Annotated in this window: 22 protein-coding genes; 8 read left to right on the top strand and 14 right to left on the bottom strand. The window is 62.5% G+C overall.

Annotated features, from left to right (window positions below; genetic code table 11):
* Positions 1-22 precede the first annotated feature (22 nt).
* Positions 23-1,081: an ABC transporter substrate-binding protein gene (locus SA496_RS04030; RefSeq protein ID WP_120652646.1), complete on the bottom strand. Its 1,059-nt coding sequence runs from the start codon at positions 1,079-1,081 to the stop codon at positions 23-25.
* A gap of 301 nt (positions 1,082-1,382) precedes the next feature.
* Between SA496_RS04030 and SA496_RS04035 the strand changes: the two genes are divergently transcribed.
* The gene (locus tag SA496_RS04035) at positions 1,383-2,099 is read left to right on the top strand and encodes a UTRA domain-containing protein (protein ID WP_120652645.1); all 717 of its coding nucleotides are present in this window, start codon (positions 1,383-1,385) and stop codon (positions 2,097-2,099) included.
* Positions 2,100-2,354: 255 nt separating this feature from the next.
* Here the strand turns inward: SA496_RS04035 and lpcA are convergent, their stop codons facing one another.
* From lpcA to minC, 7 genes are all read right to left on the bottom strand, one after another.
* Positions 2,355-2,942, bottom strand: coding sequence for a D-sedoheptulose 7-phosphate isomerase (lpcA, locus tag SA496_RS04040; RefSeq protein ID WP_120652644.1), 588 nt, complete (start codon positions 2,940-2,942; stop codon positions 2,355-2,357).
* A 17-nt stretch (positions 2,943-2,959) separates the two neighbouring features.
* Positions 2,960-4,249: a M18 family aminopeptidase gene (locus tag SA496_RS04045; protein WP_120652643.1), complete on the bottom strand. Its 1,290-nt coding sequence runs from the start codon at positions 4,247-4,249 to the stop codon at positions 2,960-2,962.
* 168 nt (positions 4,250-4,417) lie between these two features.
* Positions 4,418-4,993 carry a class I SAM-dependent methyltransferase gene (locus tag SA496_RS04050; protein ID WP_120652642.1) on the bottom strand — a complete coding sequence of 192 codons (576 nt, stop codon included), beginning with the start codon at positions 4,991-4,993 and terminating at the stop codon, positions 4,418-4,420.
* Between the two features lie 37 nt (positions 4,994-5,030).
* A complete protein-coding gene (locus SA496_RS04055) occupies positions 5,031-5,666 on the bottom strand; it encodes an RluA family pseudouridine synthase (RefSeq protein WP_120652641.1) in 636 nt (211 codons plus the stop codon).
* A 63-nt stretch (positions 5,667-5,729) separates the two neighbouring features.
* Positions 5,730-5,984: a cell division topological specificity factor MinE gene (gene minE / locus SA496_RS04060; RefSeq protein WP_120652640.1), complete on the bottom strand. Its 255-nt coding sequence runs from the start codon at positions 5,982-5,984 to the stop codon at positions 5,730-5,732.
* On the bottom strand, positions 5,981-6,796 hold the full coding sequence (minD, locus tag SA496_RS04065) for a septum site-determining protein MinD (protein ID WP_120652639.1): 816 nt from the start codon (positions 6,794-6,796) through the stop codon (positions 5,981-5,983). Before minD ends, minE begins: the two co-directional genes overlap by 4 nt.
* A gap of 99 nt (positions 6,797-6,895) precedes the next feature.
* The gene (gene minC, locus SA496_RS04070; RefSeq protein ID WP_120652638.1) at positions 6,896-7,642 is read right to left on the bottom strand and encodes a septum site-determining protein MinC; all 747 of its coding nucleotides are present in this window, start codon (positions 7,640-7,642) and stop codon (positions 6,896-6,898) included.
* Positions 7,643-7,763: 121 nt separating this feature from the next.
* Here minC and SA496_RS04075 point away from each other — a divergent pair, with 121 nt between their 5' ends.
* Together SA496_RS04075 and SA496_RS04080 are read left to right on the top strand one after the other, a co-directional pair.
* Positions 7,764-8,684 carry a lipid A biosynthesis lauroyl acyltransferase gene (locus SA496_RS04075; RefSeq protein ID WP_120652637.1) on the top strand — a complete coding sequence of 307 codons (921 nt, stop codon included), beginning with the start codon at positions 7,764-7,766 and terminating at the stop codon, positions 8,682-8,684.
* A 43-nt stretch (positions 8,685-8,727) separates the two neighbouring features.
* On the top strand, positions 8,728-9,930 hold the full coding sequence (locus SA496_RS04080; protein ID WP_153921314.1) for a patatin-like phospholipase family protein: 1,203 nt from the start codon (positions 8,728-8,730) through the stop codon (positions 9,928-9,930).
* A gap of 11 nt (positions 9,931-9,941) precedes the next feature.
* Here the strand turns inward: SA496_RS04080 and SA496_RS04085 are convergent, their stop codons facing one another.
* From SA496_RS04085 to SA496_RS04095, 3 genes are all read right to left on the bottom strand, one after another.
* Complete coding sequence (locus SA496_RS04085; protein WP_120652635.1) at positions 9,942-10,787, bottom strand: pirin family protein; 846 nt, start codon at positions 10,785-10,787, stop codon at positions 9,942-9,944.
* Between the two features lie 154 nt (positions 10,788-10,941).
* Complete coding sequence (locus SA496_RS04090; RefSeq protein WP_153921335.1) at positions 10,942-11,679, bottom strand: MlaA family lipoprotein; 738 nt, start codon at positions 11,677-11,679, stop codon at positions 10,942-10,944.
* 19 nt (positions 11,680-11,698) lie between these two features.
* Positions 11,699-12,994 (bottom strand): serine/threonine protein kinase, encoded by a 1,296-nt coding sequence (locus tag SA496_RS04095; RefSeq protein WP_120652633.1) that lies wholly within the window; start codon positions 12,992-12,994, stop codon positions 11,699-11,701.
* Positions 12,995-13,262: 268 nt separating this feature from the next.
* Here SA496_RS04095 and SA496_RS04100 point away from each other — a divergent pair, with 268 nt between their 5' ends.
* Positions 13,263-13,646: a hypothetical protein gene (locus SA496_RS04100; RefSeq protein ID WP_120652632.1), complete on the top strand. Its 384-nt coding sequence runs from the start codon at positions 13,263-13,265 to the stop codon at positions 13,644-13,646.
* A 134-nt stretch (positions 13,647-13,780) separates the two neighbouring features.
* Here the strand turns inward: SA496_RS04100 and SA496_RS04105 are convergent, their stop codons facing one another.
* The gene (locus SA496_RS04105) at positions 13,781-15,331 is read right to left on the bottom strand and encodes a glycoside hydrolase family 17 protein (protein ID WP_153921312.1); all 1,551 of its coding nucleotides are present in this window, start codon (positions 15,329-15,331) and stop codon (positions 13,781-13,783) included.
* Between the two features lie 147 nt (positions 15,332-15,478).
* On the bottom strand, positions 15,479-15,703 hold the full coding sequence (locus SA496_RS04110; RefSeq protein ID WP_120652630.1) for a DUF2061 domain-containing protein: 225 nt from the start codon (positions 15,701-15,703) through the stop codon (positions 15,479-15,481).
* A gap of 223 nt (positions 15,704-15,926) precedes the next feature.
* Between SA496_RS04110 and SA496_RS04115 the strand changes: the two genes are divergently transcribed.
* Entirely contained in the window at positions 15,927-16,235 is a 309-nt protein-coding gene (locus SA496_RS04115; RefSeq protein WP_120652629.1) for a DUF485 domain-containing protein, read from the top strand.
* Positions 16,235-17,893, top strand: coding sequence for a cation acetate symporter (locus SA496_RS04120; protein ID WP_120652628.1), 1,659 nt, complete (start codon positions 16,235-16,237; stop codon positions 17,891-17,893). The genes SA496_RS04115 and SA496_RS04120 overlap by 1 nt, the downstream gene beginning before the upstream one ends.
* Before the next feature lie 223 nt (positions 17,894-18,116).
* Here SA496_RS04120 and SA496_RS04125 read toward each other — a convergent pair whose 3' ends face one another.
* On the bottom strand, positions 18,117-18,272 hold the full coding sequence (locus SA496_RS04125) for a DUF3309 family protein (protein WP_107504050.1): 156 nt from the start codon (positions 18,270-18,272) through the stop codon (positions 18,117-18,119).
* A 136-nt stretch (positions 18,273-18,408) separates the two neighbouring features.
* On the opposite strand from SA496_RS04125, the gene SA496_RS04130 reads away from it, so the two are divergent.
* Positions 18,409-18,777 carry a DUF2784 domain-containing protein gene (locus SA496_RS04130; protein WP_120652627.1) on the top strand — a complete coding sequence of 123 codons (369 nt, stop codon included), beginning with the start codon at positions 18,409-18,411 and terminating at the stop codon, positions 18,775-18,777.
* Between the two features lie 104 nt (positions 18,778-18,881).
* On the top strand, positions 18,882-19,694 hold the full coding sequence (locus SA496_RS04135; protein WP_120652626.1) for an SDR family oxidoreductase: 813 nt from the start codon (positions 18,882-18,884) through the stop codon (positions 19,692-19,694).
* Positions 19,695-19,702: the final 8 nt, after the last annotated feature.

Consider the following 19,702-nt stretch of genomic DNA (forward strand, 5'->3'; position numbering starts at 1 on the left):
CGCAGGGGCGCCCGGCCATGACTCACTCCATCTCGATGATCACGTGCTCCTGCCACAGCTGCGGCAGGGCTTTCGAGGTTTCTTCCCAGGCCTTGGCATCCTTGATTGGCTGGACCTTGGCGTACTGCTCGTTGGGCAGGAGCTTGGCCTTGACCTCAGCCGGCAGGGTCAAGTGTTCGGCACGGATCGGACGGGCGTTCCCCTTGGCCAGGTTGATCTGGCCGGCGTCGCTGAGGATGTACTCGCGGGCCAACTTCGCGGCGTTGGGGTTCTTCGCGTACTTGTTGATGATGGTGGTGTAGCCGGAAATCACCGAGCCATCCGAAGGGATCAGCACTTCGAAGCGGCTGGGGTCGATCTGGTCGCGGTAGGACAGGCCATTGAAGTCCCAGACGATGCCCACTTCCACCTCGCCCTTCTCCAGGGTCTGGATGGTCGGGTTGGACAGCGACAGGCGACCCTGTTTGGCGATCTCGGCGAAGAAGTCCAGACCCGGCTGGATGTTCTTCTCGTTACCTCCGTTGGCGATGGCAGCGGCGAGCACGCCATTGACAGCCTGGGCGGCGGCGCTGACGTCACCGATAGCGACCTTGTACTTGCCTTGCTTCAGGTCGGCCCAGGACTTGGGCGCTTCCTTCACCAGTTGCTTGTTGACGATGAAGGCGATGGAGCCGGTATAGGCCAGCATCCAGTGGCCGTCGGCATCCTTGGCCCAGTCGGGGATCTGCGCCCAGGTGCTGGGCTTGTAGGGCTGGGTCACGCCCTGCTGGACGGCGATGGGGCCGAAGGCAGCGCCCACGTCGCCGATATCGGCGGTGGCGTTGTCCTTCTCGGCAGCGAACTTGGCGATTTCCTGGGCCGAACTCATGTCGGTGTCGACGTGCTTGAGTCCGTACTGCTTGTTCAGGTCGATCCAGGTGTCCTTCCAGTTGGCCCAGCTGTCGGGCATGCCCACGCTGTTCACCGCGCCTTCCTTGCGCGCAGCTTGTTCGAGACTCTTCAGATCTGCGTCGCTTGCCATCGCCTGGGTCCCCAGGGCGATGGCCGTTCCCATCAGTGAAGCCAGCAACAGGCGTTTCATGTGAAGCTCCTTAGCAGGTTTGGAGGTTGGTCTAGATCAGCAAGACCCAGGCCAAATCTAAAAGCCTTGGATGACGGTTTGATTTCAGGGTCGCCGCCCGGTCTGGCGGCGGCAGACGCCTGAAAAGCGTAGACCATGGCCCAGTGGCTGATTCACAGGGTTGTCGCGATTGGCGATGGCATGGCGCATGCAGGCGCGCCTGACTGTCATCCCGCAGTCATCTAGGCTGCCTAGGATGGCCGGCAAGCCCGGCCATGACGCACCCAAGTGGTGCTGGTCTATTCCAGATTGGAGTTTTTCGATGCGCGATGAGGCGCCCCGCACCCTGACCGCCATCTGTAGTGCGCTGCAGGAACAGATCGAACACGGCTTGCTACCCCAGGGCAGCAAGCTGCCGGCCGAGCGCAAGTTGAGCGAACTGTTTGATACGACCCGCATCACCTTGCGGGAGGCGTTGGGGCAACTGGAGGCCCAGGGGCTGATCTACCGCGAGGAACGACGTGGCTGGTTCGTCTCGCCGCCCCGCCTGCTCTACAACCCACTGGTGCGCAGCCACTTTCACGCCATGGTGGCCGGGCAGGGCCGGGTTCCGGCGACCGAAGTGCTTGGGGCACGGTTGATTCCGGCCAGTGTGGAGATTTGCGAATTGCTGGAGTTGCCGGCACTGTCCAGCGTCTATCAAATACGCCGCGCGCGTCGTGTCGACGGACGCCTGGTGCTCTATGTGGAGCACTACCTCAATCCAGCCTACTTCCCCGGCATCATCGATTTCGACCTGACCCGCTCACTGACCGAGCTGTATGACGATCAGTACGGCATCCGCTATGGCCGGGTGCGCTTCGACATGGTGCCAACCGCTCTGCACCCGGAGGCTGCGGCGCCGCTGAAAGTGTCAGCCGGCAGTCCGGCGCTGAGGATCACCCGCATCAACCGTGACCAGCATGGCCGGCTGATCGACTGCGACCTGGAGTTCTGGCGGCACGATGCGATTCACGTGAGCGTCGAAGTGCCGGAGTGAGGGCACTGTAGGTTGGCTAGGGGAACGAAGCCCAACATTTCGCGGCTGATGCCGGAAATCGTTGGGCCTCGCTGCGCTCGGAGCCAACCTACGGGGCGGCTGCGCCGCCCTTGGCGAATGAGTTCGCCCCCACAGAAGACGGCGGCACTTGTAGGTTGGTTAGAGGAACGAAACCCAACGATTCGTGGCTGATGCCGGAAATCGTTGGGCCTTGCTGCGCTAAGAACCAACCTTACGGGGTGAGGTGATCACCCCTCAGGCGTAGTTCTCGGGGGAAAGCTTGCGCTCGACCAGCTCTATGAGGATATGCACGACCTTGATGTGCAGTTCCTGCACACGGTCGGCGAAGTCGCCGCCGGGCGCACAGATGCACACATCGGCCAGGGTCTCCAGGGCAGAACCGGGCTTACCCGTGAGGGCGATCACTTTCACACCGAGGGCGCGGGCGGCTTCGGCGGCCTTGATCACGTTGGGGCTCCGGCCACTGGTGCTGAACGCGAGCAATACATCGCCTTCGCGACCGTGGGATTCGATATAGCGGGAGAAGATGTGGTCGTAGCCGAAGTCATTGGCCACGCAACTGATGTGGCTGGCATCGCTGATGGAGATGGCAGCGACGCCAGGGCGATTCTTGCGGTAGCGGCCCGTCAGCTCCTCGGCGAAGTGCATGGCGTCGCACATGGAGCCACCGTTGCCGCAGGAAAACGCCTTGCCCTTTTTCTCGAATGATTCGACCAGGAACTCCGCCGCACGCTCGATGTTCTTCAGCGTCTGCTCGTTGGCGATGAAGTTGTCCAGGGCGCGCCTGGCTTCTTCCAGGGTGTTGCGAATATGGCTGAGCATACGGGTATCCCTCCTGCTCAGGGCAGGTCGTGGCTGGAATAGAAAGCGGCCAGCACCTTCACCAGATGAGCCAGGTCGTGACTGCCGGCCAGTTCGCGGATGGAGTGCATGGCGAAGGTGGGCAGGCCGATGTCCACGGTGCGGACGCCGAGCTGGCTGGCGGTGATCGGACCAATGGTAGAGCCGCAGCCCATGTCGCTGCGGGTCACGAAGCTCTGTACCGGCACTTCGTTCTCCAGGCACAGGTGGCGGAAGAAGCCGGCGGTTTCACTGTTGGTGGCGTAGCGCTGGTTGCTGTTGACCTTGATCACCGGGCCGGCGTTGAGCTTCGGACCGTGGTTACCGTCGTGCTTGTCGGCGTAGTTCGGATGAACGCCATGGGCGTTGTCGGCGGAGACCAGCAGCGAGCGCTGGATGACGCGCGCGAAGGCGTCGCCTTCGGGCAGCACGCGGCGCAGGATCTGTTCCAGCATCGGGCCGTCGGCGCCGCAGGCGGAGCAGGAACCCACTTCCTCGTGGTCGGTGCAGACCAGTACGCAGCTCTCGTCGGCCTCGGCGGCCAGCAGGGCTTGCAGGCCGGCATAGCAGGACAGCAGGTTGTCCAGGCGCGCACCGGCGATGAAGTCCCCGTCCAGGCCGATGACCGCAGCGCTCTGGGTGTCGTAGAAGGACAGTTCGTAGTCCAGTACTGCGTCTGCGACCACGCCGTGTTCCAGAGTCAACTGCTCGGCCAGCAGGTCGCGGAATTCGCGGGCCTGGCCGGCAGCGAGCTGGGCGAGGATCGGCGGCAGCTCGGTCTGGGCGTTGATGGCCCAGCCTTGATTGGCCTCACGGTTGAGGTGGATGGCCAGGTTGGGAATCACGGCGATGGGCGCCTGGAAGTCCACCAGTTGACTTTCCACCATGCCGGCGGCGCGATAGGTGACGCGGCCGGCGAGCGACAGGTCGCGGTCGAACCACGGGGCCAGCAGGGCGCCACCATAGACTTCCACGCCCAGTTGCCAGAACCCCTGCTTGTGCAACTCCGGGTTCGGCTTGACCCGCAGGCAGGGGCTGTCGGTGTGGGCGCCGACCAGGCGCAGACCGCCTTCCAGTACCGGGCGTTTGCCCAGCTTGATGGCGACGATGGAGGAGTCATTGCGGGTGACGTAGTAACGGCCGCCGCTTTCGATACGCCAGGCCTCGCGTTCGTCGAGGCGCACATAGCCGGCGGCTTCGAGCCGCTTGGCCAGGCTGCGGGTGGCGTGGAAGGGGGTGGGCGAGGCCTTGAGGAAATCGATCAGGCCCTGGTTCAACTCTTCGCGCATTGGGGGACTCCAGACAGCAGTGGCGCGAGTTTATCCCATCGTCCCCGGGGATTAGGAGGGCGAGCAGCGGTGATTTTTCCTAACAGGCCGATAGTGAGGGAAGTTGCGTCAGTTGTGGGAGCGAATTCATTCGCGATTGGAATCGCTCCCACTGGATGGAATGTCCGATCAAAGGCGCCGGGCGACTACCGAGAACAGGTGCCAGTGCTTGTTGCGGCCTTTGGCAGTGATGCCGTCTTCTTCTTTCTCTTCGAGCATCAGCACATCCCAGCCCGAAAGCAGTTCTTCCAGTTGCCGGCGGCGCAGGATGGTGATGCCGTTGTTGGCCCAGTCGTCCCGCTCGCCGAACAAGTGGCCAGCGAACAGGCCGCCAGTCGGCAGGGCGCCGCAGATCGCTTGCCAGAGGGAAGGAAAGGCCTCGGGCGGGCAGAGGGGCAGAGCGAAACTCGAATTGACCAGGTGCGCCGCCGGCAGCGGCATGGTTTCGAAACGGCAACAGCGGCTCTGCAGTCGCTGGCGCCGTTCGTCGTCCACCTGGGCTTCGAGGCGGGCCAGTGCTTCGGGCTCGGCATCCACGGCCAGCACCTGCCAGCCACGCCTGAGCAGTTCCAGGGTATCGCGTCCGGCACCGCAGCCCAGGTCCAGTGCGTGGCCGGGCGGCCCGTCCCAGAGTTCCAGGGCGGTGCGCAGGGTGACGCGGGCAGGTTGGCCTTCTGTGGCGTTGTAGAACTCGGTGAAGCTCATGGTTTTCCCGAACTGCAGCCTTTTTCTTGAGCCTAGGTCAGAACGGCGCCGGACACTCGAATCTCAGGCGCTCACCCGTCTGCGGATGGGTAAGGCACAGCATGCTGGCATGCAGGCACAGGCGGTCATGGGCGGCCAGGGCCTCGGGGTTGGCATAGAGGCGGTCGCCCAGAAGTGGGTGGCCGATGGAGAGCATGTGCACGCGGAGTTGGTGCGAGCGGCCGGTGATGGGAGTGAGTTCGACGCGGCTGTAATGGCCGCAGCGCTCGACCACCTGCCAGAAGGTCAGGGCATGGCGGCCCTGCTCGAAGTCCACCACGTGGCGGGGCTTGGTTGGCGGGTCGTAGCGCAGGGGGAGTTCGATGCGGCCACTGTCCAGCTCCGGTTCGCCCCAGCATAAGGCTGTGTAGGCCTTCTCGGTCTCGCGGTCGTGGAACTGCCGGGACAGTTCGCGATGGCTGTCGGCGTCGCGGGCCAGCACGATCAGGCCCGACGTTTCCCAGTCCAGCCGGTGGACGATGCGCGCCTCCGGGTAGCCATTCTCCTGCAGGCGGGTGATCAGGCAGTCCTTGTTGTCGTCGGCCCGGCCGGGCACGGACAGCAGCAGGGTCGGCTTGTTGACCACCAGCAGGGCATCGTCCTTGTGGATGAACTCGATCTGGGAAAGCGGCATGGATTGGGGCGTCCGAAAAAGCAAACGGCGGCCGAGGCCGCCGTTATTGCACAACTGCGTCGATCAACGATCGGGCAGGGTGATGTTCAGTTCCAGGATGGAGCAGCTGCCCTGGTTCTCCAGCATGACCTGAACTTGTTCCTGGTCGATGTTGACGTACTTGCGAATCACGTCCACCAGATCTTTCTGCAGGGCAGGCAGATAGTCGGGTTGGCTACGCTGGCCACGTTCGTGGGCAACGATGATCTGGAGTCGTTCCTTAGCGATCGAAGCGCTGTTCTGCTTCTTCCGCTCGCGAAAGAAGTCGAAAATGTTCATTCACGGCCTCCGAACAGGCGTTGTAAGAGTCCCTTCTTCTGCACGTCGAGGAAGCGATGGGGCAGCTCCTTGCCGAGCAGGCGGTCGACGGCATCGCTGTACGCCTGGCCGGCGTCGCTCTGGTCGTCGAGGATGACCGGAATACCCTGGTTGGAGGCCTTGAGTACCGCCTGGGATTCCGGGATGACACCGAGCAGGTTGATGGCGAGGATTTCCTCGACGTCTTCGACGCCGAGCATTTCGCCCTTGGTGACGCGCTCGGGGTTGTAACGGGTCAGGAGCAGGCGTTCCTTGATCGGGTCTTCGCCCTTCTCTGCGCGGCGGGACTTGCTGGCCAGCAGGCCAAGCATGCGATCCGAGTCACGCACGGAGGAGACTTCCGGGTTGGTCACGACGATCGCCTCGTCGGCGTAGTACATGGCCAGGTGGGCGCCTTTCTCGATACCGGCCGGCGAATCGCAGACCACGTATTCGAAGTTCTGCGACAGTTCCTCGATGACCTTGCCGACGCCTTCGAGGGTCAGAGCATCCTTGTCGCGAGTCTGGCTGGCAGCCAGGACGTAGAGGTTTTCCAGGCGTTTGTCCTTGATCAGGGCCTGGGTGAGGGACGCTTCGCCATTGATGACGTTGACGAAGTCGTACACCACGCGGCGTTCGCAACCCATGATCAGGTCCAGGTTACGCAGGCCGACGTCGAAGTCGACGATGACGGTCTTGTGACCGCGCAGTGCGAGACCGGTACCGATTGCGGCGCTGGTGGTGGTTTTACCCACACCACCCTTGCCGGACGTGACAACGAGGATCTTGGCCAAGGTGATTCACCCCAAATGATAAGAAAATCGGGAAGTTATCGGCCCGATCGAGCCATTCCTCTTCCCTTTCAGGTCCCTGAAAATTCGCGGCAGTATCCGTTAAAGGCGGGTGATGTTCAACACGTCACCCGACAGGCTGACTTGTACCTGCTGACCCCAGAGCGGGTCGCGCCGCAGGTCGTCGGCAACCTTGTACTGACCCGCCACCGAGACCAGCTCGGCGGCCAGTTGACGGCAGAAAATGCGAGCTTTGGTATCGCCCTTGATCCCTGCAAGTGCACGACCGCGCATGGGACCGTAAACATGGATGTTGCCATCGGCGAGAAGTTCCGCGCCGGGGCTGACCGCAGCCAACACTACGAGATCGCCGCCCGGAGCATACACCTGCTGGCCACCGCGCACCGGAGTAGTGATGACCTTTGTCGGTTGCACCTCGGGTTTGGGCGGCTCGACAGGTTTCTCGACTTTCTTCTTGGCCTCGGGTTCTACCGGGTCGATGGGGCGCTCGCGGGCGCCGGACGGCGGCAGGACCGGGATGTCCAGGGCATCGGCGGCGGCGATATGCTCTTCGCGGCTGGCGCGGATTGCCAGGGTGCGCAGGCCATGGCGGCGGCAGATTTCCAGCAGCGCGGGCAGGTCCAGCGGCTGCTCGCCGTCTGGCAGCTTGTCCAGCGCCATGACCAGCGGTGTGTTCTGGAAGAAGTTGGGCGCCTGGGCGACTTTCTCGTCCAATTGCCGATCGAGTCGTTCGAGGTCATTGTGTGCCAGCTCCATCACGGTGATGGCGAGCATGCTGCCCTTGAGCTGGAACACGGGGTCTTGGTCGAGAAGGTCAGCTTGGCTCATGGTCTGCCTGCGGTCGTGAATGGCGAGGACTTATAGCGAGATCGTCCGGCGCTAGCAAGCCGGAAGGGGGCGGCGCATTTGGAGTAGAATGCGCGGTTTTCTCGCTCAAGCGGATTCAGAGATGGATAGACCTCAATTTCGCCCACAGTTCCTCCAGCCGCGCTTTTGGCCGCTGTGGCTGGGACTTGGCGTGCTGTGGCTGATCACTTTGTTGCCCTATCGGGTGCAACTGGGGATGGGGCGCGCACTTGGGGCGTTGATGCTGCGTGTGGCCGGTTCGCGAAGAAAGATCGCCCGGCGCAACCTTGAGTTGTGCTTCCCGGAGCTGTCCAGCTCTGAGCGGGAGCGTCTGCTGCGGGAGAACTTTGCTTCCACCGGTATTGCTTTCTTCGAGATGGCCATGAGCTGGTGGTGGCCCAAGCCCCGTCTGGCGCAGCTTTCTCATATAGAAGGGCTGGAGCACCTGCAGAAGGCACAGGCCGAAGGGCAGGGGGTGATCCTCATGGCCCTGCACTTCACTACCCTGGAAATCGGTGCCGCGTTGCTTGGACAAGTGCACACCATCGACGGCATGTACCGTGAGCACAAGAACGCGCTGTTCGATTTCATCCAGCGTCGCGGCCGTGAGCGCCACAACCTGGATGCCACCGCCATCGAACGCGAGGATGTGCGTGCCATGCTCAAGGTTCTGCGCGCTGGTCGCGCAATCTGGTACGCGCCGGACCAGGACTATGGCCGCAAGCAGAGCCTGTTCGTGCCTCTGTTCGGCATTGAGGCCGCTACCGTTACTGCCACCACCAAGTTCGCCCGTCTGGGCCGGGCCATCGTGCTGCCCTTCACTCAGCGCCGCCTGGACGATGGCACCGGCTACAGGCTGGTGATTCATCCGCCGCTGTCCGACTTCCCTGGTGAAACCGAAGAGGCCGACTGCCTGCGCGTCAATCAGTGGGTCGAAGATGCCGTACGCGAATGCCCTGAGCAGTACCTCTGGGCCCATCGCCGCTTCAAGACCCGGCCGGAAGGCGCGCCGAAGCTTTACTGAAAGCTGAACCTATACTCGGAAAATCCCGCCCGGAGAGCAGTCCATGGATGCCAGCGCCGCCACCACGAAGCCTGTAACAGGGCTGATTCTTTCCGGTGGAGGTTCGCGGGCGGCCTATCAGGTTGGGGTGCTGGGCGCCATCGCCGACCTGTTGCCGGATGCCGCGCGCAACCCTTTCCCCGTGATCGTCGGCACCTCGGCCGGCGCGGTGAATGCCGTCGGCCTGGCCTGTGGCGCACTGCACTTCAGCCAGGCCATTCGTCGCCTGAACGCAGTCTGGCAGGGCTTCCGTTGCGGGCAGATCTATCGCAGTGACTGGCCCGGCGTTCTGCACCAGAGCTCGCGCTTCTTCGGCCATAACCTGCTTGGTCTTGGCCGCGACATCCCCGCGGCCCTGCTGGACAACGCTCCATTGCGCGAACTGCTGGAACGCGAGTTGGATTTCTCCGGCATTTCCGCCGCCGTGCGCACCCGTCAACTCCGTGCCGTGGCGGTGACCGCCTTCGGTTATGAGTCCGGGCAGGCGGTGACCTTCTACCAGGGCCGCGCCACCATCGACCCCTGGTTCCGCCATCGCCGTGTCGGCGTGCCGACACGGCTAGGCGTCGAGCACCTTATGGCCAGTGCGGCAATTCCGGTGCTTTTCCCCGCGGTTCGCCTGGGGCGTGAATACTTCGGCGACGGCGCAGTACGCCAGACGGCGCCAATCAGCCCGGCCTTGCATCTGGGGGCCAACCGGGTCCTGGTGGTCGGGGTTAGTGGCAACCCGTTGGGCATGAACCCCAATCAGGAAATCCCGCAGCCCCAGAGTGGCCGTCCGCCATCCCTGGCGCAGATCAGCGGACACCTGCTGAACAGCACCTTCATCGACAACCTCGAAAGCGATATCGAACTGCTGGAGAGGATCAACCACATGAGCCGGGCCATTCCGGCGGAGTTGAGGCCGCGAAACCTCAGTTCGGAACAGGTGGACGTGCTGGTGATTTCCCCGAGCCGGCCACTGGATGAAATCGCTGCCCGCCATCGACGCGAAATGCCGCGCGCCATCCGCACCTTCCTGCGCGGACCGGGAGCGACCAGGGCGAGCGGGGCAGGGGTGCTCAGTTATCTGCTGTTCGAGCCCGGCTATTGCAATGAGTTGATCGAACTGGGATACCAGGACGCCATGGCCAAACGCGCCGAACTGCAGAGCTTCCTCGGATTGGAGACGGCGCCGGTACACCCGCAGGTGCTCCCGGCGCTCTGATCCGACGCAGGTTACTCGCCGAAGCGTCCGTCGCGGTAGTCCCGCAGTGCCTGCTCGATTTCTTCACGGGTGTTCATTACGAAGGGGCCGTACTGGACAATGGGTTCGCCCAGCGGACGGCCCGCCAGCAGCAGGATCCTGGCACCAATGTCGCTGGCCAGTTCCAGTGCGCCTTTTTCGGCGAGGCGTACCAGTCGACCCTTGCCGATGGCCTGTCCATTGACCGTTACGTCGCCCTCATAGACGTAGAGCATCACCCGCAGGCCATCGGCGAGGTGTGGCGCCACCCGGCTACCGGCGGGCAGGTCCAGGTCGAAGATGTGCGGTTCACTGTGCGGGCGCTGTACGGCTCCGTCCTGGCTGGTCTGGCCATCGTCGAAGCGGCCGGCAATTACCAGCGCCTCGACGCCTTGTTCAGTGCGTATCCGTGGAATCTCAGCCGGATCGAAGTCGCGGTAGCCAGGATCGCCCATCTTGTCCTTGCCCGGCAGGTTCAGCCAGATCTGGAAACCGCGCATTACGCCTTCCTCCTGCTCCGGCATTTCGCTGTGGATGATCCCGCGCGCCGCGGTCATCCATTGCACGCCGCCGTTCTGCAGCAGACCGCTGTTACCCAGGTGATCTTCATGGCGCATGCGTCCTTCGATCATATAGGTGATGGTCTCGAAGCCCCGGTGCGGGTGCGGCGGGAAGCCGGCGACATAGTCGTCCGGGTTGGCCGAGCCGAACTCGTCGAGCATCAGGAAGGGGTCGAAGCGCGGGACGCCCTGCTCGGCGAAAACACGGGTGAGGTTGACCCCGGCACCGTCGGATGCGGGTTGGCCGGGGCGTTGTTCGAGAATCTGGCGATAGCTCATCTGAACCTCCTCAAGGTTGGAATGAGCGCGATGCTACGCCTGATAATTGAATCAATGGTGCGGCTTTTTTCTTTGTTCCTATCTTTTTTGTCGATATTTCTGATTTCCTGTGGGGGCGAATTCATTCGCCCCCACAGGTGCCGAGGCCGGCGACCTACTCAGCAATCTGCAACTTGCGCGACTGGGTGTAGACGTAGCGCAGCTTCTCGTACTCGAAGGGGGTATTGAGCTGGCCATAGCGGAAGTTGGTGGTGTAGCGCTTGTCCACCATCCGCAGCGCCGTGATTTCTGGATGGTCGCTGCTGACTTCCGGCACATTGAGGAAGTTGATCTGGTAGTCGGCCACGTAATCCACCACCAGCCCACCGGTGTCCCGCAGGTTGGATGGACCGAGGATCGGCAACATCAGGTAGGGGCCATCACCCACGCCGTAGTAGCCAAGGGTCTGGCCGAAGTCCTCGTTCTGCTTGGGCAGCCCCATGCGCGTGGCTGGGTCCCAGAGACCGACTACGCCGATGGTGGTGTTCAGCAGCAGGCGCCCGGTGATTTCCATGGAACGTTGGCCCTTGAGCTGCAACACGCTGTTCAGCAAGTTGGGAATATCGCCCAGGTTGCTGAAGAAATTGCTCACACCGCTGCGCACGAACCCTGGCGTGACATACCGGTAGCCGTGCACAACGGGCAGGAACACCCATTCGTCGAACCGGTAGTTGAAGTGGTAGATCCGCCGATTCCAGGGCTCGTAGGGGTCGTAGACGTTCAATGCGTCCAGGGTCGAGCGCTCGAACTCGCGCTGGTCGAGGCCGGGGTTGAACTTCAGGTCTTTGAGTGGCTGGGTGAAACCGTCCTGATCGGGTTCCTGGGCCCAGGCCAGGCCGCTGGTCAATAGCAGGGCGACGAAGAGTGCTTTCTTAGCCACGGAAGAACTCCAGCATGGCGTCGCCGTTGACGCGGTAGTTGAGGTTGCCGCAGTGGCCGCCGTGGGGATAGACGGTCAGGCGGTCGCCCATGGTGCGACGCAGGAAACCCAGGTCGCCCGGGCCGAGGATCAAGTCATCGGCGTTGTGCATGACGGCGATCTTGCTGTTGCCTTTCAGGTAGTCCTCCAGGGCATAGAGGCTGACCTGGTTGATCAGTTGGGTCAGGCTGCCGCCGTCATAGCGGGCGCGCCAGTAAGGGATCAGCTGCTCTGTGATGTAGCAATCGAAGTCGCACTGCAGGGCGCGCTTGTAGAAAGGCGTCAGGCTGGTGCCCTCGCTGATCGGGTATTTCACCGGCGTGATCAGGCCGCGATGGTTGATCAGGTCCGAGGTGAAGGCGATATCCGAAGATGAGAAGCGGAACGAGGTGCCGATCAGCATTGCCATTTGTTCATTGGACAGCCGCTGCTTGGATTCCTGGAAGTCGAACATCAGCGCGTCGTTGAGATCGATGTAGCCCTTCTGCTGGAAGTAGCGGGTCAGTTTGCCGAGCACCACCTGATAGAAGGTCGTGTTGTCGTCGACGCCTTTCACGCGGGTTTGCACCAGACGGTCGAGGTTGGTCACCGAGGTGTAGAGATTCACCGGTGGATTCAGCAGCAGAACGCGCTTGAAGTTGAAGCTGCGACGGGTCTCATCCAGGTGGCTGACGAAAGCTGCCTGCAGGGCGCCAAGGCTGTAGCCGGTGAGGTAGAAGTCTGTGACCTCCAAGCCCGGATGCTGCGCGCGCACGGCCTGCATCACCCGGTAGAGATCGTCGGCATCCTCGGCTGTAAGTCCGGGCGTGGCGTGGCGCGAGGCAGCGGCCATGAAGTCGTAGCTGGTGGGCGAGGACAACTGCACAACGTGGTAGCCGGCGCCATAGAACAGCTTCTTGAGGCTCTCGGCGTGGGTGCTGGTGTAATTACCGCCGGTGCCGGCGATGACGAAGACCAGCGGGGCGGAGCCTTTCTGCTGGGCGAGGCGGTAGCGCAGTTTCTTCACCGACCAGAAATTGTCGGGTAATTCGGTCTCACGCTCTGGGCGCAGCTTCAGATCGTAGTCAGCCTGGTCGATGTCTTCGTCCGCTGGCACTTTGCTGCGCAAGTCCGGCGGCGTCGTAGCGATGGTCGCTTCGAATGGGTTGCTGATCGGAAAGCCGTAGCTTGCCGCATCCAGGTCCGTGGCCAGCACGTGGGCACAGAAGGTCAGGCTGCCCAGCAGGGCGGCGAGGCGAAGACGGAGCATAGGAAGGGTCCCTGTACAGTTTCTGCGGAGGCCCGATCCCGCAGTTGTGTGCAGGCTCCAGCCTCTCCCCTGGTCCCGCCCCGTTCAGGGCTGCCGGGCCATGTTCCTTATAAGAGAACGTGATGAGTGAATACCGAGCCTATGACAACTGCAAGTTCCGAGAGTGCGGGCCGTATGTCAGTCCAGGTTGTTACTGATGGTTGGAAGGTCCTTGCATAGCGTGGGCGTGGGGGTATCCTTGGCGCCGCTTACCCATTCGGAGATCACCATGTCCAGCCGTTCGTCCCTCATCCTGCTGCTGATCCTGCTGCCGCTCTGGCTGGCCGCCAGCTACGGCGTTCGTTTCGTCCTGATGGAGGACGGCCAATGGGTCGGGTTGTGCGTTGATGAGGCTCAGCGCTGGGAATGCCAGGTTCGCGCAGGCCTGGGTCTGTTGATTCATTTCCGCGTGATCGCCTGGATCGGTCTGGGCGCCGCTCTCGTCGCCTTCTTCGTCCGGGGTCGCGCCGGTTGGCTCCTGGCCCTGTTGGCCCTGCTGTTCGCGCTGCCGGCATTGGTGCTCTATACCGCCAGCCTCGCCGTGTTCGCCTGCGTCATCGCCGGCCTGCGTCTGGTGCGGCGCCAGCCTGAGCTGGTGGCGGCAAACGCCTGAGTTTTCCAGCACGCAGTAAAAAAGGACGCCTTGGGCGTCCTTTTTTGTTTCCGGTGAAGGATGAATGTCGTGCCTCTGGGAGCGATTTCAATTGCGAATGAATTCGCTCCCATAGGGGCGGACCACGTCCCGGATCAACCGCGAACCCGCAGGCTGCGCCACAGGGCGCCCAGCAGCAGAGCACTCACGACGGCCCAGCCGATGGCCTGGACGTTGCCCAGGGTTTCTTCATAGAGCTGGGGCACGATGCCGGCGCCGACCAACACCGCCATCAGGGCGATTTCGCGGCGCGGGGCGGCTACCGGGCGGAACAGGTAGACCAGGGCCGGTAGCAGCAGGGCGGCGCTGGGGAAGCTGCGGTAGCGGGCGTCGAATACCAGCGCCAGCATCAGCACCGCGCCGGCGAAGCCGGAGGCTAACAACCACCAGCCGCCACGGGCTTCCAGCCAGTCGAACAGGCGGCTGCGTACCCCGCCACGAGCCGACAGCGCCATGGCACCGTGTGCCAGGACCATCAGGTTGAGACCGACCAGGAAGGCTGCCCAGGCCCATTCGCCGACGAAGCGGCTGGTGACCCGTGCCATTTCGCCCCAGAGGCCGATGCACGCCGCACCGGTTGCCGCCAGCAGCGGCAGCACCAGTGCTGCGCGCGCGGAGGCGGGTCGGCCGGCAAGCGCCAGGGTCGCGAGGAAAATCAGGCCGGAAACACCCAGCCACATGGGCCAGTAAGGCAGATTGGTGACCGGGCCGGCGAGCACGCCTTTCTCCTGGCGGTCGGCGTCGAACAGACCCCAATAACCGCCCACCGCACCTTCGCTGGCGCGCTTCCAGGGTTGGTCGAAGGCCTCGATCAGGTTGTAGCCCCAGCCATTCTGCTCGGCCATGGCGACGAATCCACGGATGAACTTGGCTTCGTTGACCCGGCTCGGCACGGCGGTTTCGCGCTGTCGGCCTTCGCTGGGCCAGCCGGTTTCGCCGATGAAGATGTCCTTGGGAGCGAACTTGTTGCCGAATACCTGGCGGATTTCGCCGACATGGCGCAGGGCCTGGTCGATGCCAGCGGGATCGTCTTCCCAGTATGGCAGCAGGTGGATGGTGAGGAAGTCCACCGCCGGCGCTACCTCCGGATGGCGCAGCCAGAATTCCCAAACGTCTGCGTAGGTCACCGGTTGCTTCACCTGGGCCTTGACCTGTCCGATCAGCGTGGCCAGTTGCGCGCCGGTGACTTCCTTGCGCAACAGCGTCTCGTTGCCCACGATCACCGACTGCACCACGTCCGGGTTGGCATTGGCCGCCTTGACCAGTGCGTCGATCTCTTTCTGCGTATCCACCGGGTTGCCGTTCACCCAGGCGCCCAGCATCAGCTTGAGGCCGTGCTTGCGCGCCAGCTCAGGGATGGCTTCCAGACCGGTCATGGAATAAGTGCGCACGCAGTGGAAACGGGTCGCCAGCAAGGCCAGATCGGCATCCATGCGCTCGGGGCGTAGCACGAAGGGCTGGTCGAACGGTGATTGGTCCTTGTCGAACGGGCTGTAGGAGGCGCACTGCAGCTTGTGGCTGGGGGTGGCGGCATCCGGCAGGATCACCGGCTTGCCAAGGCCGTACCAGAGGCCGGCAAGGGCGAGCGTGGCAATCACGAAGGAAAGCAGGTAGGGGAGCGCAGGGAAGCGGTCGTTCTGACTCATGGCTAAGGGTGCTTGCGTGGGGGGCAAAGCCGCGCATCTTAGCGGATTAGCCCCCCACACTCCTACGGCGGCAGCCGGAAAATCCGCACAGGGGATTTCATGAGGGTTAGAAAGAGTCCGCGATCTCGCGAGTTAGAGATCGCGGCGTCATGCGTGGTGGTGCAACCAGGCGTGCTTCGGTATTTCCTGGGTCGGCTTGTCGGCCTTTTCGAAGCGCTTCCAGAATTTCTCATGGAAGTAGAAACCTACCGAGTTGCACAGCGGCTCCACCGCCGCGACCAGGCCGCCGACCGTCATGCTGCCGGTCAGGGCGTACGCCACGCTGAAGGCGATGCAGAAGTGCATGATGGTGAAAGTCACGGTCTTGAGCATGGCGCACCTCGATAATGAGAATGATTATTCGGTGAGCTCAGGCTAGGTCCATTGCGTTATACATGGAAATGTTCATCCAGCATGGCGTTGATAGTTTTGCTGTATGGATGGAGTACGACCTTGGTCGAGAATCGCCCCGAGTAAGACTAAGGTCGTCTGTTGCGCATGTACGGCCGTTCTATTGTTGGCTCACCAGCAACCCGCGCTGTGGAGGACAACAATAATGAACGACAGCACCTACAAGCGGATTCAAGAGAATCCGCGCTTTCAGGAACTGGTGTCCAAGCGAGAACGCTTCGCCTGGATACTCTCTGCCATCATGCTCGGCCTCTATCTGGCCTTCATTCTTCTGATCGCCTTCGAGCCGCAGTTGCTCGGCACTCGCATCAGCACTGACTCTCCTGTCACCTGGGGTATCCCGATCGGTGTCGGTCTCATCCTGTCCGCCTTCGTGCTGACCGGTATTTACGTCCGCCGTGCCAACGGCGAGTTCGACCGTCTGAACGCGGAAATCCTCAAGGAGGTCCAGTAATGATCGCGCGCATCCTTGCCGTCCTCGGCCTGATGGTTGTGGCGCCGGCCCTCTGGGCTGCCGGTGCCATCGAGGGTGATGTCCAGCGGCAGCCGCTGAACACCTCGGCCATCGTCATGTTCGTCGCCTTCGTCGGCGCCACCCTCTACATCACCTATTGGGCCTCCAAGCGCAGCAAGTCGGCCTCCGACTTCTACACCGCCGGTGGCAGCATCACCGGTTTCCAGAACGGCCTGGCAATCGCCGGTGACTACATGTCGGCGGCGTCCTTCCTGGGTATTTCCGCCCTGGTGTTCACCTCCGGCTACGACGGCCTGATCTACTCCATCGGCTTCCTGGTGGGCTGGCCGGTGATTCTCTTCCTGATCGCAGAGCGGCTGCGCAACCTCGGCAAGTACACCTTCGCCGACGTGGCTTCCTACCGCCTGAAACAGAAGGAAATCCGCACCTTGTCCGCCAGCGGTTCGCTGGTGGTGGTGGCCTTCTACCTGATCGCCCAGATGGTGGGTGCCGGCAAGCTGATCGAACTGCTGTTCGGCCTCAACTACCACGTGGCCGTGGTCCTGGTCGGTATCCTGATGGTGCTCTACGTCCTGTTCGGAGGCATGCTGGCTACCACTTGGGTACAGATCATCAAGGCCGTGCTGCTGCTCTCGGGCGCTTCCTTCATGGCGATCATGGTGCTCAAGCACGTCAACTTCGACATCGCCACCCTGTTCAGCGAGGCCATCAAGGTCCACCCGAAAGGCGAGGCCATCATGAGCCCCGGTGGCCTGGTGAAAGATCCGATCTCTGCGATCTCCCTGGGTCTGGCACTGATGTTCGGTACCGCCGGCCTGCCGCACATCCTGATGCGCTTCTTCACTGTCAGCGACGCCAAGGAAGCCCGTAAATCGGTGTTCTATGCCACCGGCTTCATCGGCTACTTCTACATCCTGACCTTCATCATCGGCTTCGGCGCCATCCTGCTGGTCAGCACCAACCCGGCCTTCAAGGACGCCACCGGCGCACTGCTGGGCGGCAACAACATGGCGGCGGTACACCTGGCCAACGCCGTAGGCGGCAGCCTGTTCCTGGGCTTCATCTCCGCCGTGGCCTTCGCCACCATCCTCGCGGTGGTTGCCGGCCTGACCCTGGCTGGCGCTTCGGCTGTGTCTCACGACCTCTACGCTTCCGTGTTCAAGAAGGGCAAGGCGAGCGAGAAGGACGAGCTGCGCGTATCGAAGATCACCACCGTGGTGTTGGGCTTCGTGGCCATCGGCCTCGGCATCCTGTTCGAGAAGCAGAACATCGCCTTCATGGTGGGTCTGGCCTTCTCGATCGCCGCCAGCTGCAACTTCCCGGTGCTGATCCTCTCCATGTACTGGAAGAAACTGACCACCCGTGGCGCCATGATCGGCGGCTGGCTGGGCCTGATCACCGCCGTTGCGCTGATGGTTCTCGGCCCAACCATCTGGGTTCAGATCCTCGGCCATGCGACCGCGATCTACCCCTACGAGTACCCGGCGCTGTTCTCCATCATCGTTGCCTTCGTCGGTATCTGGTTCTTCTCCATTACCGACAAGTCGGCAGCCGCAGACGAGGAACGTGCGCGCTTCTACCCGCAGTTCGTACGTTCCCAGACCGGTCTGGGTGCCAGCGGTGCGGTAGCCCACTGATCCACGACTCTTGCGCCACAAAAAGGGCGGCCTTCGGGCCGCCCTTTTCATTTGAACTTCGGAAACCACCTACCTAGAACCTGGTCATGAGTCACCGGAGCCGAAATGCTCCGATTGGCACTTTGTGCAGGAGCGAGCTTGCTCGCGAAAGACCGTGCCCGGACTATTCGCGAGCAAGCTCGCTCCTACAGGTCCAGTGGTGAGCCAGACGCAGAATGGCTGGCTAGATCATCCCGAGCAGTAGCAGCACTACCACAATGACCAGAAGCACCCCGACCATGCCGGATGGGCCGTAGCCCCAGTTACGGGAGTGGGGGAAGACTGGCAGGCCGCCAATCAGCAGCAGGATCAGGATGACGAGCAGCAGAATGGTGATCATGGGCAATGTTTCCTCGGTATCTGGGATTGCCAGGGGCACGTCGCGTTATGGTTGGTGGCAAATTGATGCGCCTGTAATAACCGACTGACCACCTTTCGTGATGGTTCAAGGAAAACGACTTTGTGGATGCCAAGCCATGAGTTACCGGATCGCCGCTGACGCCGTATTGCTGCTGCATCTGGCCTTTATCCTCTTTGTGGTGTCGGGCGGATTGCTGGTGCTGAAATGGCCGCGCCTGGCTCTGCTGCACCTGCCTGCGGTGGCCTGGGGAGCCACGGTGGAATTTCTCCATCTGATCTGCCCGCTCACGCCGCTGGAGAATCGTCTGCGCCTGGCGGCTGGAGAGCAGGGGTACAGCGGCGGGTTCATCGAGCACTACCTGGTACCGATGATCTACCCCGCCGGGCTGACGCCGGGCATCCAGCTCTGGCTCGGGGCATTCGTGCTGCTGCTCAACCTGGTGCCGTACGGGCTGCTGGCGAGGCGCCTGATCCAGCGCCGCTAGCTGCGTTTGCCGTCATCATTCAGCGCCGTGATTCAGGGGTGGCTGCACTATTGCCTTCGCTACACTGCGGTTCATCTACCGCACAAGCAGAAAGGCACCTCACCATGCACAACCGCATCATGATTACCGGCGCCGGTTCCGGACTCGGTCGCGAAATTGCCCTGCGCTGGGCGCGCGAGGGCTGGAAGCTGGCCCTGTCCGACGTCAACGAAGGCGGCCTGGCCGAAACCCTCAAGCTGGTCCGCGAAGCCGGCGGCGATGGCTTCACACAGCGCTGCGACGTTCGTGACTACAGCCAGCTCACGGCCTTTGCTCAGGCCTGCGAAGAGAAGCTGGGTGGCATCGACATCATCGTCAATAACGCCGGCGTCGCTTCGGGCGGCTTCTTCGAAGAGCTGTCGCTGGAAGACTGGGATTGGCAGATCGCGATCAACCTGATGGGCGTGGTCAAGGGCTGCAAGGCCTTCCTCCCGTTGCTGCAGAAGAGTAAGGGACGGATTGTCAACGTCGCCTCCATGGCGGCGCTGATGCAAGGCCCGGCCATGAGCAACTACAACGTCGCCAAGGCCGGCGTGGTGGCCCTGTCCGAAAGCCTGCTGATCGAACTCAAGGAAGAGGGTGTCGGCGTGCACGTGGTCTGCCCGTCGTTCTTCCAGACCAATCTGCTGGACTCTTTCCGCGGACCGACCCCGGCCATGAAGCAACAGGTGGGCAAGCTGCTGGAAAGCTCTCCGATCAGCGCCACCGACATCGCTGACTACATCTTCCAGGAAGTCGCTGCCGGCACCTTCATGATCCTGCCCCACGAACAGGGCCGCATGGCCTGGGCCGTGAAGCAGAAGAACCCCCAGGCGCTCTACGACGAAATGGCCAGCATGGCCGCGAAGATGCGGGCCAAGCATCACGGCAACGCGTAAGGATCCTT

Source organism: Pseudomonas sp. JS3066 (genome assembly GCF_036328175.1).
Taxonomy (GTDB): domain Bacteria; phylum Pseudomonadota; class Gammaproteobacteria; order Pseudomonadales; family Pseudomonadaceae; genus Metapseudomonas.

Coding starts and splice junctions, on each gene's coding strand:
- minE (WP_120652640.1), bottom strand. CDS start 5,984: ATGAACATTTTCGACTTCTTTCGCGAGCGGAAGAAGCAGAACAGCGCT.
- SA496_RS04110 (WP_120652630.1), bottom strand. CDS start 15,703: ATGCTCAAGACCGTGACTTTCACCATCATGCACTTCTGCATCGCCTTC.
- SA496_RS04120 (WP_120652628.1), top strand. CDS start 16,235: ATGATCGCGCGCATCCTTGCCGTCCTCGGCCTGATGGTTGTGGCGCCG.
- SA496_RS04100 (WP_120652632.1), top strand. CDS start 13,263: ATGTCCAGCCGTTCGTCCCTCATCCTGCTGCTGATCCTGCTGCCGCTC.
- SA496_RS04130 (WP_120652627.1), top strand. CDS start 18,409: ATGAGTTACCGGATCGCCGCTGACGCCGTATTGCTGCTGCATCTGGCC.
- SA496_RS04095 (WP_120652633.1), bottom strand. CDS start 12,994: ATGCTCCGTCTTCGCCTCGCCGCCCTGCTGGGCAGCCTGACCTTCTGT.
- SA496_RS04050 (WP_120652642.1), bottom strand. CDS start 4,993: ATGAGCTTCACCGAGTTCTACAACGCCACAGAAGGCCAACCTGCCCGC.
- SA496_RS04030 (WP_120652646.1), bottom strand. CDS start 1,081: ATGAAACGCCTGTTGCTGGCTTCACTGATGGGAACGGCCATCGCCCTG.
- SA496_RS04075 (WP_120652637.1), top strand. CDS start 7,764: ATGGATAGACCTCAATTTCGCCCACAGTTCCTCCAGCCGCGCTTTTGG.
- SA496_RS04035 (WP_120652645.1), top strand. CDS start 1,383: ATGCGCGATGAGGCGCCCCGCACCCTGACCGCCATCTGTAGTGCGCTG.
- minC (WP_120652638.1), bottom strand. CDS start 7,642: ATGAGCCAAGCTGACCTTCTCGACCAAGACCCCGTGTTCCAGCTCAAG.
- SA496_RS04105 (WP_153921312.1), bottom strand. CDS start 15,331: ATGAGTCAGAACGACCGCTTCCCTGCGCTCCCCTACCTGCTTTCCTTC.
- SA496_RS04135 (WP_120652626.1), top strand. CDS start 18,882: ATGCACAACCGCATCATGATTACCGGCGCCGGTTCCGGACTCGGTCGC.
- SA496_RS04080 (WP_153921314.1), top strand. CDS start 8,728: ATGGATGCCAGCGCCGCCACCACGAAGCCTGTAACAGGGCTGATTCTT.
- SA496_RS04055 (WP_120652641.1), bottom strand. CDS start 5,666: ATGCCGCTTTCCCAGATCGAGTTCATCCACAAGGACGATGCCCTGCTG.
- SA496_RS04045 (WP_120652643.1), bottom strand. CDS start 4,249: ATGCGCGAAGAGTTGAACCAGGGCCTGATCGATTTCCTCAAGGCCTCG.
- lpcA (WP_120652644.1), bottom strand. CDS start 2,942: ATGCTCAGCCATATTCGCAACACCCTGGAAGAAGCCAGGCGCGCCCTG.
- SA496_RS04115 (WP_120652629.1), top strand. CDS start 15,927: ATGAACGACAGCACCTACAAGCGGATTCAAGAGAATCCGCGCTTTCAG.
- SA496_RS04125 (WP_107504050.1), bottom strand. CDS start 18,272: ATGATCACCATTCTGCTGCTCGTCATCCTGATCCTGCTGCTGATTGGC.
- SA496_RS04085 (WP_120652635.1), bottom strand. CDS start 10,787: ATGAGCTATCGCCAGATTCTCGAACAACGCCCCGGCCAACCCGCATCC.